The organism is Streptomyces venezuelae (assembly GCF_008642355.1).
GTDB lineage: Bacteria > Actinomycetota > Actinomycetes > Streptomycetales > Streptomycetaceae > Streptomyces > Streptomyces venezuelae_B.
The window spans coordinates 346,232-360,117 of the sequence record NZ_CP029193.1; the positions used below are offsets into that span (position 1 = coordinate 346,232).

At 71.9% G+C, this 13,886-nt stretch carries 14 protein-coding genes; 10 read left to right on the plus strand and 4 right to left on the minus strand.

All coding sequences use genetic code 11. The annotated features are described in order from the left end of the window. Positions 1 to 31 precede the first annotated feature (31 nt). Positions 32 to 1,207, minus strand: a complete 1,176-nt coding sequence (locus tag DEJ47_RS01555; protein ID WP_150164153.1) for an 8-amino-7-oxononanoate synthase — start codon at positions 1,205 to 1,207, stop codon at positions 32 to 34. Positions 1,208 to 1,327: 120 nt separating this feature from the next. On the opposite strand from DEJ47_RS01555, the gene bioB reads away from it, so the two are divergent. From bioB to DEJ47_RS01575, 4 genes are all read left to right on the plus strand, one after another. Beyond that, the gene (bioB, locus tag DEJ47_RS01560; RefSeq protein ID WP_150164155.1) at positions 1,328 to 2,542 is read left to right on the plus strand and encodes a biotin synthase BioB; all 1,215 of its coding nucleotides are present in this window, start codon (positions 1,328 to 1,330) and stop codon (positions 2,540 to 2,542) included. Beyond that, positions 2,535 to 3,824: an adenosylmethionine--8-amino-7-oxononanoate transaminase gene (locus tag DEJ47_RS01565; protein WP_150164157.1), complete on the plus strand. Its 1,290-nt coding sequence runs from the start codon at positions 2,535 to 2,537 to the stop codon at positions 3,822 to 3,824. The genes bioB and DEJ47_RS01565 overlap by 8 nt, the downstream gene beginning before the upstream one ends. 1 nt (position 3,825) lies before the next feature. Then, positions 3,826 to 4,560 carry a dethiobiotin synthase gene (gene bioD / locus DEJ47_RS01570; protein ID WP_150164159.1) on the plus strand — a complete coding sequence of 245 codons (735 nt, stop codon included), beginning with the start codon at positions 3,826 to 3,828 and terminating at the stop codon, positions 4,558 to 4,560. A 139-nt stretch (positions 4,561 to 4,699) separates the two neighbouring features. Beyond that, positions 4,700 to 5,371, plus strand: a complete 672-nt coding sequence (locus DEJ47_RS01575; RefSeq protein ID WP_150164161.1) for a class I SAM-dependent methyltransferase — start codon at positions 4,700 to 4,702, stop codon at positions 5,369 to 5,371. Positions 5,372 to 5,387: 16 nt separating this feature from the next. Here the strand turns inward: DEJ47_RS01575 and DEJ47_RS01580 are convergent, their stop codons facing one another. Both DEJ47_RS01580 and DEJ47_RS01585 read right to left on the minus strand, forming a co-directional pair. Then, positions 5,388 to 5,759, minus strand: coding sequence for a hypothetical protein (locus DEJ47_RS01580; protein WP_055699024.1), 372 nt, complete (start codon positions 5,757 to 5,759; stop codon positions 5,388 to 5,390). A 4-nt stretch (positions 5,760 to 5,763) separates the two neighbouring features. Then, a complete protein-coding gene (locus DEJ47_RS01585; protein WP_150164163.1) occupies positions 5,764 to 6,012 on the minus strand; it encodes an antitoxin in 249 nt (82 codons plus the stop codon). 164 nt (positions 6,013 to 6,176) lie between these two features. Here DEJ47_RS01585 and DEJ47_RS01590 point away from each other — a divergent pair, with 164 nt between their 5' ends. The 5 genes from DEJ47_RS01590 to DEJ47_RS01610 all read left to right on the plus strand — a co-directional run bounded on the left by DEJ47_RS01590 (position 6,177) and on the right by DEJ47_RS01610 (position 12,679). Further along, a complete protein-coding gene (locus DEJ47_RS01590) occupies positions 6,177 to 7,019 on the plus strand; it encodes an ABC transporter ATP-binding protein (RefSeq protein ID WP_150164165.1) in 843 nt (280 codons plus the stop codon). A gap of 13 nt (positions 7,020 to 7,032) precedes the next feature. Next, on the plus strand, positions 7,033 to 9,597 hold the full coding sequence (locus DEJ47_RS01595; protein ID WP_150164167.1) for an ABC transporter permease: 2,565 nt from the start codon (positions 7,033 to 7,035) through the stop codon (positions 9,595 to 9,597). Between the two features lie 90 nt (positions 9,598 to 9,687). Then, complete coding sequence (locus DEJ47_RS01600) at positions 9,688 to 10,128, plus strand: GNAT family N-acetyltransferase (RefSeq protein WP_150164169.1); 441 nt, start codon at positions 9,688 to 9,690, stop codon at positions 10,126 to 10,128. A 197-nt stretch (positions 10,129 to 10,325) separates the two neighbouring features. Continuing rightward, positions 10,326 to 11,669 (plus strand): hemolysin family protein, encoded by a 1,344-nt coding sequence (locus DEJ47_RS01605; protein WP_150164171.1) that lies wholly within the window; start codon positions 10,326 to 10,328, stop codon positions 11,667 to 11,669. Beyond that, positions 11,666 to 12,679, plus strand: coding sequence for a hemolysin family protein (locus DEJ47_RS01610; RefSeq protein WP_150164173.1), 1,014 nt, complete (start codon positions 11,666 to 11,668; stop codon positions 12,677 to 12,679). The genes DEJ47_RS01605 and DEJ47_RS01610 overlap by 4 nt, the downstream gene beginning before the upstream one ends. A 59-nt stretch (positions 12,680 to 12,738) precedes the next feature. Here DEJ47_RS01610 and DEJ47_RS01615 read toward each other — a convergent pair whose 3' ends face one another. Beyond that, entirely contained in the window at positions 12,739 to 12,993 is a 255-nt protein-coding gene (locus DEJ47_RS01615; protein WP_150164175.1) for a holin, read from the minus strand. Positions 12,994 to 13,098: 105 nt separating this feature from the next. On the opposite strand from DEJ47_RS01615, the gene DEJ47_RS01620 reads away from it, so the two are divergent. Continuing rightward, positions 13,099 to 13,878, plus strand: coding sequence for an SGNH/GDSL hydrolase family protein (locus DEJ47_RS01620; RefSeq protein ID WP_150164177.1), 780 nt, complete (start codon positions 13,099 to 13,101; stop codon positions 13,876 to 13,878). Positions 13,879 to 13,886: the final 8 nt, after the last annotated feature.

The window sequence follows — 13,886 nt, forward strand, 5'->3', positions numbered from 1 at the left end:
TGGTTCCCGGCCCCCGGCGGGGCCCGGCACACTATCGGTGCGCACTGCGGCTGATCACCCGTACGGCACCGGCGATCTGCGCGTCGGTGAGGTCCGCGCGGGCGGTCAGCCGCAACCGCGAGATGCCGTCGGGCACCGATGGCGGCCTGAAGCACCCCACGGCGAGGCCGGCGGCCCGGCAGTCGGCCGCCCAGCGGACGGCCCGCTCGGGCGACGGCGCGCGCACGGAGACGACGGCGGCGTCGGGACGTACCGCCGAAAGCCCCTCGGCCGTGAGCCGCCGGTGCAGCTCGGCCGCGACCTCGCGGGCACGCACCGCGCGTGCGGGCTCGCGGCGCAGCAGGCGCAGGGCGGCCAGCGCGGCCCCGGCAGCGGCGGGCGCGAGACCCGTGTCGAAGATGAAGGTGCGGGCCGCGTTCACCAGGTGCTCGATGACACCGGCGGGGCCGAGCACGGCGCCGCCCTGGCTGCCGAGGGACTTGGACAGCGTGAGCGTGGCCACCACGTCGTCCGCGCCCGCGAGCCCCACGGCGTGCGGCGCACCCCGGCCGCCGTCGCCGAGCACGCCGAGACCGTGGGCGTCGTCGACGATCAGCCCCGCGCCGAACTCCCGGCACACCACGGCCTGTTCGGCGAGGGGCGCCATGTCGCCGTCCACCGAGAACACCGAGTCGGACACGAGGACGGCGGGTCCTGTGCCGTGGGCGTCCAGCGTCTTGCGCACGGCTTCGGGGTCGGCGTGCGGCACCACATGCGTCGTCCCACGCGCGAGCCGGCACCCGTCGATCAGGGACGCGTGATTGCCCGCGTCGGAGACGATCAGCGAACCGTGCGGGGCGAGCGCGGTGACGGCGGCGAGGTTCGCCGCGTAGCCGGAGGAGAAGACGAGGGCCGCCTCGAAGCCGCAGAACGCGGCGAGCTCACGCTCCAGTTCGGCGTGCAGCTCCGTGGAGCCGGTGACGAGCCGCGATCCGGTCGCTCCGCCGCCCCACCGCCGGGCCGCGACGGCCGCGCCCTCGACGACCTCGGGGTGCCGGGTCAGGCCGAGGTAGTCGTTGCCCGCCAGATCGAGGAGCCCTTCGGGGTCCGCCGAGCGCGGGCGCAGGGTGCGGACGAGTCCGGCCTCCGCGCGCAGCCGCGCCTGCTCGTCGAGCCAGCCGAACGCCGCGGAGGACGCGCCCGTCAGAGGGTGCCTGTTTGTAGACATTGCACAGACCTTAGTCGTCGGACCACCTGGCCAGGGTGTGGCGATACCCACACCTCAAACCGTTTCTGTTGTGCGAACTCTCCTTGGCCGGGGAGGCTGCCGTACGTAAGGATCAGCGCCATGGACCTGCTGAACACGCTGGTGGACAAGGGGCTTCGGCGCGAGCTGCCGACCCGTGAAGAGGCGCTGGCCGTACTGGCCACCTCCGACGACGATCTCCTGGACGTAGTGGCCGCAGCCGGGAAGGTGCGGCGGCACTGGTTCGGGCGACGGGTGAAACTCAACTATCTGGTCAACCTCAAGTCGGGCCTGTGCCCGGAGGACTGTTCGTACTGTTCGCAGCGCCTCGGCTCCAAGGCCGAGATCCTCAAGTACACGTGGCTGAAGCCCGAGGAGGCCTCGCAGGCCGCGGCGGCCGGGGTCGCGGGCGGCGCGAAGCGGGTGTGCCTGGTCGCGAGCGGGCGCGGCCCGACCGACCGCGACGTGGACCGGGTGGCGAAGACCATCGCCGCGGTGAAGGAGCAGAACGAGGGGGTCGAGGTCTGTGCCTGCCTCGGTCTCCTCTCGGACGGGCAGGCGGAGCGTCTGCGGGGTGCGGGCGCGGACGCGTACAACCACAACCTCAACACGTCGGAAGCGACGTATGCGGACATCACCAAGACGCACACCTACGCCGACCGCGTCGACACCGTCCAGAAGGCGCATGCGGCGGGCCTGTCCGCCTGCTCGGGCCTGATCGCCGGCATGGGCGAGAAGGACGAGGACCTAGTCGACGTCGTCTTCTCGCTGCGCGAACTCGACGCGGACTCGGTACCGGTCAACTTCCTGATCCCCTTCGAGGGCACGCCGCTGGCCAAGGAGTGGAACCTCACGCCGCAGCGCTGTCTGCGCATCCTGGCGATGGCCCGCTTCGTCTGCCCGGACGTCGAGGTGCGCATCGCCGGTGGCCGCGAGGTGCATCTGCGCTCCCTGCAGCCGCTCGCCCTGAACATCGCCAACTCGATCTTCCTGGGCGACTACCTGACCAGTGAGGGTCAGGCGGGCAAGGACGACCTGGCGATGATCGCGGACGCCGGCTTCGAGGTCGAGGGCACGGACCAGGTGACGCTGCCGCGGCACCGCGTCGACGCGGCGGCCGGCTGTGGTGCGCACGAGGGCGGTGCCTGCGGTTCGCACGAGGGCGGCGGGTGCGGGCCCTGCGGGTCGGACGAGCCTGCCGCCGAGCCGGTGGACGAACCCATGGCCGAGCCCGTGGCGGATTCCAACGAGGCGCGCACGGACCTGGTGGCGGTACGCCGCCGGGGCGCGGGAACGGATCTGGCGCCCAATGCCTGACCTCTCCACCGCGGATCTGCTCGCACTCGACCGGCAGCACGTCTGGCACCCCTACGGACCGATGCCGGGCCGCCAGGAACCCCTGGTCGTCGAGTCGGCGAGCGGCGTCCGGCTGCGCCTCGCGGGCAGTGGCACCGAACTGGTCGACGGGATGTCGTCCTGGTGGTCGGCGATCCACGGCTACAACCACCCGGTCCTCAACGAGGCGGTGCGCGGTCAGCTGGACCGCATGAGCCACGTCATGTTCGGCGGGCTCACGCACGAACCCGCCGTCTCCCTCGCGAAGCGTCTCGTCGACATGACGCCCGACGGTCTGGAGCACGTCTTCCTCTCCGACTCCGGGTCGGTCTCGGTCGAGGTCGCCGTCAAGATGTGCCTGCAGCACTGGCGCTCGCTCGGCCGCCCGGAGAAGCAGCGGATGCTGACGTGGCGGGGCGGCTACCACGGTGACACCTGGCAGCCGATGGCCGTGTGCGATCCCAAGGGCGGCATGCACGAGCTGTGGCAGGGCGTGCTGCCGCAACAGGTGTTCGCGGACGCGCCGCCGAGCGGGTTCGACGCGTACGAGGAGTCGTACGCCGAGCACCTCCACGAGCTCATGGGGCGGCACGCAGGCGAACTCGCCGGAGTGATCGTCGAGCCGGTGGTACAGGGCGCCGGCGGCATGCGCTTCCACTCCCCCGGCTACCTCCGCGCGCTGCGGGAGGCGTGCGACGCCCATGACGTGCTGCTGGTCTTCGACGAGATCGCGACGGGCTTCGGCCGTACGGGCGCGCTGTTCGCCGCCGACCACGCGGGGGTCACGCCCGATGTGATGTGCGTGGGCAAGGCACTGACCGGCGGTTATCTGTCGATGGCCGCGACGCTGTGCACGTCCCGGGTGGCCGACGGCATCTCGCGTGGCGAGGTGCCGGTTCTGGCGCACGGTCCGACGTTCATGGGCAATCCGCTGGCGGCCGCGGTGGCCGGTGCCTCGATCGACCTGCTGCTCGGTCAGGACTGGCACACCGAGGTCAAGCGGATCGAGGCGGGCCTGCGGGAGGGCCTGTCCGAGGCGGCCGCGCTCCCTTCCGTGCGGGAGGTCCGTGTCCTCGGGGCGATCGGTGTCGTCCAGCTCGACCACCCGGTGGACATGGAGGCGGCGACAAGGGCGGCGGTGCGCGAAGGCGTGTGGGTACGGCCGTTCCGCGACCTCGTCTACACGATGCCGCCGTACATCACGGGCGACGACGACGTGGCACGGATCGCGCGCGCGGTGTGCGCGGCGGCGAAGGAGGGCTGACGTGACGGTGATCGTGGTGTCCGGCACGGGCACGGAGATCGGCAAGACGGTGACGACGGCCGCGGTGGCCGCGGTGGCCCGCGCGGCCGGGCGCAGCGTCGCGGTGCTCAAACCGGCGCAGACCGGGGTCGCCCCGGGCGAGCCCGGCGACGCCCAGGAGGTGCTGCGGCTCGCGGGTGACGGCATCACCACGCGTGAACTCGTGCGCTATCCCGAGCCGTTGGCACCGGACGTGGCAGCGCGGCGGTCCGGGCGGGCCCAGGTTCACCCGCGGGAGGTGGCCGACGCGGCCGCGAAGCTGGCGACCGAGCACGACCTGGTCCTGGTCGAGGGGGCGGGCGGGCTGCTCGTACGTCTCGACGACGAGGGCGGCACCCTCGCCGACGCCGCGCGGCTCCTCGGCGCTCCCGTGCTCGTCGTGGTGTCGGCGGGCCTCGGTTCGCTCAACACGACGCAGCTGACGGCGGAGGCGCTGCGGGCGCGCGGCGTGCGCCAGCTCGGTCCGCTGATCGGCAGCTGGCCGGCCGTCCCTGACCTGGCGTCCCGCTGCAACCTCGCGGACCTGCCGAAGGACGCGGGCTCGCCGCTGCTCGGCGCCGTCCCGGAGGGAGCAGGGGCGCTCGACGGCGCCGACTTCCGTGCGGCGGCGGCGAGTTGGCTGGGACCGGAACTCGGCGGCACGTGGGACGGCCCGTCCTTCGCCGAGCGTGAGGCGCCCGCGCCGCCCGCGCACTGATGCGGTGAGCGGGACGGCGGGCGGGTGACTTCTGGACGCGGCCGATGAGACGCGTCCGCTCTGCGGGGTCGCCCGCCCGCCGACGGGGCACCATGGCGGTATCCGTCCCGTACGCCGAGGTCTCCTCCGAGGAGGGCCCATGTCGCCGCGCTCAGCCAAGCCCAGGTCACGGGATGCCGTGCACCACCCCGTTTTCGCCCGCTTCTACGCCCGGCAGAGCGTGGCCGCCGAGCCCGTGATCGGCGCCCACCGCCGTGAGCTGCTCGCCGGTCTCTCCGGCCGGGTCATCGAGGTCGGGGCGGGCAACGGGCTCAACTTCGCGCACTACCCGGGAGCGGTCTCCGAGGTGGTGGCGATCGAACCGGAGCGTCTGCTGCGGCGGCTCGCGGTCGCCGCGGCGCTGCGCGCGGACGTGCCGGTGGATGTCGTGCCGGGCGCCGCCGAGGCGCTGCCCGTCAAGAGTGAGGCGTTCGACGCGGCCGTCGTCTCGCTGGTGCTGTGCAGTGTGCGGGACGTGCCGCGGGCGCTCGGCGAGCTCCACAGGGTGCTGCGGCCCGGCGGTGAGGTGCGGTTCTTCGAGCACGGCAGGGCGCCGGGGAAGGTGATGGCGACGACGCAGCACGTCCTGGACCGTACGGTGTGGCCGCCTCTGTTCGGCGGCTGTCACGTCGCGCGGGACACCCTGGCCGCTCTGCGCGAGGCGGGGTTCGAGCCGGGTGCGCACCGGCGCCTCCTGGTACCGGCGAAGGGGCCGAGGCTGCCCACGTCGTACTGCGTGCTCGGCACGGCCTACCGCCCCGACGTCCCCTGAAACACCGGCGGCCGGCTCACAGACTCCACAGGCGCAGCTGGTCCGCGATGGCGTGCACGCTCGCGCCGTCCTCCTTCACCAGCCGGGCGAGGTCGCGCACCTGCTCGGGCGAGGTGACGACCTTGAGACCGCTGGAGACGAGGTAGGCGTAGGCGACGGAGGAGGCGAAGAGGGCGTTGGAGCGTTCGAGCGCCGGGATGTGGAGGAGGACCTGGAGGAGCGCGGCGGCGCGGTCGTGCGGGGTTTCGTAGACGGGCACGCCGAATATCTCCGCCTCGTGTCTGCTCACGGCGGCGACGAGTGCGCCCCAGTCGGTGACCTGGGGGTCTCCGGGCGTCTTGTGTTCCGCGATCATCAGGAGCCAGGCAAGGTCGATTCTGAGGTCCAACGGCTCAGCGACGACCTTCACGCAGCGGGCGGCTGCCCTCGCGCTCCATGCCGAACTCCTCGGCGAAGACGGATTCGTACTGCTTCATGAAGTCGGCGGCGGCCTCGACGAAGGTGTGCCCGATTTCCCCGGCGTCCTGTTTGACCAGTTCTTCTATGTAGCGGTTCACGCTCATGCCCCGGGCCAGGGCGCGTTCCCGCGCGGCCCTGGCGGTGTCCTCGTCCACCCGTACGTTCAGCTGAGTCTTCGCCATACCGTCAAGCTAGCGTCAGGGTGCTAGCACGACAAGACCGCAAGGACCTTGTCCCTTACATACGTTGCGGGGCCCGACCTCGGAGGGATACCGGACACCCGGCCAGCCCCACTACTCTCTGCGGGGTTACGGGAGTTGGTCCGGCCACAACCCAGGAGGCCGCCTTGTCCACACCTGCTTCGGCACCGTTCACGGACAGTTCGGAGCCCGCCGGGATCGCCGCGCGCGCCCGCGGCCTCACCAAGGCGTACGGCTCGGGCGAGACGACCGTGCTCGCCCTCGACTCGGTCGACGTGGACATCACGCGCGGGCGCTTCACGGCCGTCATGGGTCCTTCCGGGTCGGGCAAGTCCACGCTGATGCACTGCCTGGCCGGGCTCGACAGCGTGTCCGCGGGCCAGGTGTGGCTCGGCGACACCGAGATCACGGGGCTCAAGGAGCGCGAGCTGACCCGGCTGCGGCGCGACCGCATCGGCTTCATGTTCCAGTCCTTCAACCTCATCCCCACGCTCAACGCCCTGGAGAACATGACGCTTCCGATGGACATCGCGGGGCAGCGGCCCGACCGCGACTGGCTGGAGCACGTCATCGACACGCTGGGCTTGCGGGACCGGCTGAAGCACCGCCCGGCTCAGCTGTCGGGCGGTCAGCAGCAGCGCGTGGCCTGTGCGCGGGCGCTCGCCGCGAAGCCCGAGCTGATCTTCGCCGACGAGCCGACGGGCAACCTGGACTCGCGGGCCGGGCTCGAAGTCCTCGGGTTCCTGCGCGACGCGGTGGACCAGCTCGGCCAGACCGTGGTGATGGTGACCCATGACCCGAGCGCGGCGGGCCACTCCGACCTGGTCCTCTTCCTGGGCGACGGGCGGATCGTGGACGAGATGGCGCGGCCGACGGCGGACGCGGTCCTGGAGCGCATGAAGCGGTTCGACGTGTCGCACGCGGCACCCGCGGCGCCGCCGGGCACGCCGGACGTGCCCGGGGACCGTCCGTCCGGGCAGCAGAGCTGAACGGGAGGCCGCGGTGCTGAAGGCTACGCTCAGAAGCTTCCTCGCGCACAAGGGCCGGCTGGCGCTCTCCGCGCTGGCCGTGATCCTCTCGGTGGCGTTCGTCGCGGGCAGCCTGATCTTCTCGGACACGGTCACCCGCACCTTCGACCGCCTCTTCGCCTCCACGTCGGCCGACGTGACGGTGGCGCCCGGGGAGGACCTCGACGAAGCGGTGCCGTCCGGGCAGACGCCGACGCTGCCCGCGAGCCTCAAGGAGCGGGTGGCCGGCGTCTCCGGAGTCGCGGACGCGCACATCGACGTGTCCGTCGACAACATCACCATCGTCGACCGCGACAACGAGTCCGTGGGTTCCACGACGGGCGCGCCCACCGTCGCCACGAACTGGTACCCCACCGACCGCAGCCCCGTGGAGCTCACCTCGGGCCGTGCCCCGCGCGGAGCCGGGCAGGCGATGATCGACGCGGACACGGCCGACAAGAAGGACGTGGAGATCGGGGACACCCTCACCGTCCTCGCCCGCCCCGGCTCGTTCGAGGTCGAGGTCGTCGGCATCGCCACCTTCACCACCACGAACCCCGGCGCCGCACTCGTCTTCCTGGACACCGCGAGCGCCCAGCGTGAGCTGCTCGGTTCGGCGAAAGCGGCGACGAGCATCTCCGTGACCGCCGACGCCGGGGTGAGCGACACCGTCCTGAAACGCCGCGTCGGCGCCGAACTCGGCTCCGGATACGACCTGGAGACCGCCGACGAGCAGGCCGAGTCCGCGGCGTCCGAACTCGGCGGCTTCCTCGACGTCATCAAGTACGTGATGCTCGGCTTCGCCGGTGTCGCCGTACTCGTCGGCATCTTCCTGATCGTCAACACGTTCTCCATGCTCATCGCGCAGCGCACCCGTGAGCTGGGGCTGCTCCGGGCGCTGGGTGCCGACCGCAGGCAGGTGCGGCGTTCCGTGCTCGTCGAGGCGCTGCTGCTCGGCCTCGTCGGTTCGACGCTCGGACTCGCCGCGGGCATTGGTCTCGCCCTCGGTCTGATCGAGCTCATGGGCGTGCTCGGGATGAACCTGAAGTCCACGGAGATGGTCATCGGGTGGGCGACGCCGGTCGCCTCGTACGTGGTCGGGGTGGGCGTCACGTTCGTCGCGGCGTTCCTCCCCGCCCGGCGCGCCGCGCACGTCTCGCCGATGGCCGCGCTCGCGGACGCCGAGATCGCCGGTGTCGGGCGGCCGTTGAAGGTGCGGGCGGTCGCCGGCGCGGTCGTCGGGGCGGCCGGTGCGGCGGCTCTAACGGGCTGCGCCACCGCGGAGAAGACGTCTTCCGCGGCCTCGCTCCTCGGCCTCGGCATCGTCCTGACCCTGATCGCCACGGTCATCGCGGGGCCCCTCCTGGTGCGGCCGGTGATCCGCATCCTCGGTGGCGTCTTCCCCGCGGTCTTCGGCTCCGTCGGCCGGATGAGCCAGCGCAACGCGCTGCGCAACCCGCGCCGCACGGGCGCCACGGCGGCCGCGCTGATGGTGGGGCTCGCGCTGGTCGGCGGCCTCTCGGTGGCCAGCGCGTCGATGACGAAGTCGTTCGACCGGCAGATCGACCGGACGCTGGGTGCGGACTTCGTCGTGCAGAACAGCAACTTCATGCCGTTCTCCCCGGAGATCACCGGGAAGGTCGAGGAGACCGAGGGAGCGGGTCTCGTCGTGCGCCAGCGCTTCACCCCCATCGAACTGGCGCTGCCCGACGGCAGGCACGTCGAGTCGACGGCCGCGGGCTACGATCCGCGTCTCGACGACGTCGCCAAGGTGACGTACGCGCAGGGTGGTTCACGGGACGCGCTCGCCGCGGGACGGATCGGCATGGACGTGGACTTCGCGAAGAAGCACAAGGTGCGGGTCGGCGACAGTCTGCCCGCGACGTTCCCCGGCGGGCGCGAGACGAAGCTGACCGTGGGCGCGCTCACCGACCAGGACTCGCCCGAGGGCTTCGGCGTCGAAGGCGGGCTGTTCCTCGGGTTCGACACGGTCGAGAAGTACGTGCCGGGCGGTCAGGACTCCGCGCTGTACGTCAACGCGGCACCGGGCACGGACGCCGACACCCTGCGCGAGCGCCTGGACAGGACGCTGGACCCGTATCCGCAGGTGCAGGTGCGCGACCAGGCCGACTACAAGGAGCTGATCCGGCAGCAGATCGCCGTGATGCTGTACCTCGTCTACGCCCTCCTCGGCCTCGCGATCGTCATAGCGGTCCTCGGTGTCGTCAACACCCTCGCCCTGTCGGTCGTGGAACGCACCCGGGAGATCGGGCTGCTCCGCGCCATCGGCCTCGGCCGCCGTCAGCTGCGCCGCATGATCCGCCTGGAGTCGGTGGTGATCGCGGTGTTCGGGGCGCTGCTCGGTCTCGCGCTCGGGATGGTCTGGGGCGTCGCCGTGCAGCAGGTGCTCGCGTTGCAGGGCATGAAGGAGCTGGCGTTCCCCTGGACGACGATCGTCGCGGTGGTGATCGGCTCGGTGGTCGTCGGCCTCGCGGCGGCGCTGCTGCCCGCGCTGCGCGCGTCGCGCATGAACGTGCTGGCGGCGATCGCACACGAGTAGGAGTAGGCGGAGGTTCCCCGGCAGGACCGCCGCCGTCCACATCCCGGATATCGCGCGCGCCCGGGCGTCGGCGGGTGGTGGGATGGCCGTATGGATGATCTTCGGATACGGGCCGCGGTGCCCGAGGACCTGGACGCGGTGCTCGCCTTCTGGAAGGTGGCCGCCGAGGGCACGAGCATCAGCGACGACCGCTCGGGCGTGGAGCGGCTCGTCGCGCGCGACCCGGAGGCGCTGATCCTCGCCGAGCGAGGCGGCGAATTCGCGGGGACGGTCATCGCGGGTTTCGACGGCTGGCGCTGCCACCTCTACCGCCTCGCGGTGCACCCGGACCACCGCAGGCGCGGCGTGGGCTCGGCGCTGCTCGCCGCGGCCGAGGAGCGGTTCGTACGGCTCGGCGGGCGCCGCGGGGACGCGATGGTCCTGGACCGCAACGAGCTCGCCCACCACACCTGGCACGCGGCGGGCTACACGCCCGAGCCGCAGTGGAGCCGGTGGGTGAAACCGCTGGGTGAAGCCCCCTCCGCGGGGTAGAGGGGTAGCCCCCGCACATCCCGGCCGGTTACGGCAGATCCCGACAGAGGTTCGAGTGGCTTTGCTGATCCTTTACCATGGACGCAATACTCGTATCCGACTGAAAGGTGTGAGCGTCCGCCCATGGGCGAGCCTCCCAGTACCCGACATCGCGCATTCCTCCCGCCCCTGCCCGATCATGGGACGGAGGTGACCCGATGACCGAAGTGCTCCTGCTCCTCGTGGCGGTGCTGCTCTGCCTGGCGTGCGGTGTGTTCGTCGCCGCGGAGTTCTCCCTCACGACGGTCGAGCGCAGTGAGCTCGAGCGGGCCGTGGAGCGCGGCGAGGTCGGCGCCGCCGGTGCCCTCAAAGCCGTCAAGAACCTCACCTTCCAGCTCTCGGGCGCGCAGCTCGGCATCACCGTCACCAACCTGGTGGTCGGCATGCTCTCCGAGCCGTCCATCGCCGCCCTGATCGCGGGCCCGCTGCGTGACATCGGCATACCGCGGTCCGCGGCGTCCTCCATCGCTCTGGTGATCGGAACGGCCCTGTCGACCGTCTTCCTGATGGTCATCGGTGAGCTGGTGCCCAAGAACTGGGCGATCTCCTCACCGCTCGCCGTCGCCAAGCGGGTGGCCACGCCGCAGCGGCTCTTCAGTGCCGCGTTCCGGCCGTTCATCGCGCATCTCAACAACACCGCGAACCGTTCCGTGCGCCGCTTCGGCATCGAGCCCGCCGAGGAGCTCGCGTCCGCGCGCGGCCCCAAGGAACTGATCGCTCTGGCCCGCCACTCCGCCAAGGAGGGCGCGCTCGAGGCGGACACGGCCGAGCTGTTCGTGCGCACGCTGAACCTCGCCGACCTGACCGCGGAGAACGTGATGACGCCGCGCGTCCAGGTCATGGCCCTCGAGGTGCACGCCACGTGCGAGGACGTCGCGAACGCCACGCGCGCCACCGGCCTCTCCCGCTTCCCCGTGTACCGCGGCAACCTCGACACCGTCGTCGGCGTCGCGCACATCAAGGACGTGCTGGCCGTGCCCGCGGAGCGCAGGCAGCGCGTGTCCGTCGCCGAGCTGATGCGCGAGCCGCTGCTCGTGCCGGAGACGCTCACCGTCGACCGGCTCCTGGACCGCCTCTCGGGCAAGCGCACGATGGCCGTGGTCATCGACGAGTACGGCGGTACGGCCGGGGTGGCGACCCTGGAGGACATCGTCGAGGAGGTCGTCGGTGAGGTGCGGGACGAGCACGACCCGCACGAGACGCCCGACATCTCCCACGAGGGCACCGACGACGACGGCAGGACGCTCTACTCCGCCGACGGCGCCGCCCGCACCGACCAGCTCGCACGGGTCGGCCTGCGGGTGCCCGACGGGCCGTACGAGACGCTCGCGGGCCTCGTCGCCACGGAGCTCGGCCGCATCCCCGCCGTCGGTGACGGCGTCCAGGTGGGCGGCTGGCGGCTCGACGTCGTGGACGCGTCGGGGCGGCGTGCCGCCCGCGTCATGCTGCGCGCCCCGCTCGACGCCGACGACAGCGACGACACCCCGGAGGATGTCCGATGATCGCCGTCCAGTTGCTGATCGGTCTGGCGACGCTCGTCGTCAACGCCTTCTTCGTGGGTGCCGAGTTCGCCCTGATCTCCGTGCGCCGCAGCCAGATCGAGCCGTACGCCGAGGACGGCGACCGGCGCGCCAAGAGCGTGATGTGGGGCCTGCAGCACGTGTCCGCGCTCCTCGCGGCGGCGCAGCTCGGCATCACGCTGTGCACCCTGGTCCTCGGTGTCGTCGCGGAGCCCGCGATCGCGCACCTGCTGGAGCCCGTGTTCGACGCGGTGGGCGTGCCGCACGGACTGGTCCACCCGATCTCGTTCGTCATCGCGCTGACCCTGGCGACGTATCTGCACATGCTCCTGGGCGAGATGATCCCGAAGAACATCGCCCTCGCGGAGCCCGTGCGTTCCGCGCTGCTGCTCGGGCCGCCGCTGGTGGCGCTCGCGCGTGCGCTGCGGCCGGTGATCTTCGCGATCAACGCGTTCGCCAACGGCCTGCTGAAGCTGCTGCACGTCGAGGCCAAGGACGAGGTGTCGGCGAGCTTCTCCGACGACGATCTCGCCCGCATGGTCAAGGACTCCGGAGACGCCGGTCTGATCGACAACCGTGCGCAGGAACGGCTGCACGACGCGCTGGAACTGGGCCGCCGTCCGGTGCGGGACGTGGTCCTGCCCCTGGAGGCGGTGGTCTACGCGCGCGTGGGCGTCACGCCGGAGAAGCTGGAGCAGCTCTCGGCCGAGTCCGGGTTCTCCCGTTTCCCCGTGGTCGACGACGGCCGCCGGATCGTGGGCTATCTGCATGTGAAGGACGCGCTGGACCGGGCGCCGCGCGATCTGCCGTTCCGGGTGCCGGACATGCGCAAGATCGCCCAGGTGCGCGAGACGACTCCGCTGGACGACGTCCTGACGGCCATGCGCGGCAGCCGCACGCATGTGGCGGCGGTCCTCGGCTCGGACGGGCGCCTGGCCGGCATGGTCACGATGGAGGACGTCCTGCAGAAGCTGTTCGGTCAGCCTGTGTGAGGGGGTGGGGTGCGCGGGTGCGGGGCGAGCTCTCGGGCCCGCACAGGCCACTGGGGGCCTCACCCCGCCGTCTCCCCCGCGCGCGCCCTCTTCGTCGGCTCCTCCGTGAGGCCGGGGCCGGACGCGCCGACCTCCGAGGCGCCGATCGCCGTCAGGACCGCCAGAACGGCGGCGAGACCCGCCGTCGCGAAGGCGGCGCCCCACGCCACGTCCAGGAGGCTGGTCGCTCCCGCCACGAGGACCGCGGCCAGCGCCTGGGCGAACGTGCGGATCGCGCGTTCCGCGGTGGCCTTCCAGAAGGCTGCGTTCCACATGGCGGGCTCGCTCTCTCGTGACGACGGCGTGCCTATGGCATACCGCCGTGGGGGGACGCTGCCCAGGTCCGCCGGGCCCGGCGCCGGGTTACGATCGTCTCTGCCATGCAGATGAATGCTAACTACACCAGTCTCGTCGCGGTGGGCGACTCCTTCACCGAGGGCATGTCGGATCTGCTGCCCGACGGCACGTACCGCGGGTGGGCCGATCTCCTCGCCGCCCGGATGGCCGCGCACACCCCCGGTTTCCGCTACGCGAACCTGGCCGTGCGCGGCAAGCTCATCGGGCAGATCGTCGACGAGCAGGTGGACCTCGCGGCCGCGATGCAGGCCGACGTGGTCACCCTGGTGGGCGGCCTCAACGACACGCTGCGCCCCAAGTGCGACATGAACCGGGTCCGCGGTCTCCTGGAAGAGGCCGTCGAACGGCTCGCCCCGTCCTGCAAGCAGCTCGTCCTGATGCGCAGCCCGGGACGGAACGGCCCGGTGATGGAACGCTTCCGTCCGCGCATGGAGGAGCTCTACTCGTACGTCGACGACCTCGCGTCCCGGCACGGCGCGATCGTCGTCGACCTCTACGGCGCGGCCGTACTCGGCGACCAGCGCATGTGGGACGTGGACCGCCTGCACCCCACGGCGGAGGGGCACCGCAGGATCGCCGAGGCCGTGTGGCAGGCGCTCGGGTACGACCCCAAGGACGACTGGCAGACGCCGCTGCCCGCCGCCGTGCCGCCGGGCTGGGCCACCCGTCGCATCGCCGACGTCCGGTTCGCCAGGCAGTACCTCGGCCCGTGGATAGGGCGCCGCCTCACCGGCCGCTCGTCGGGCGACGGACGCGCGCCGAAGCGCCCCGACCTGCTCCCGTACGACGGCCCGCTCTCGTAGGCCACGCT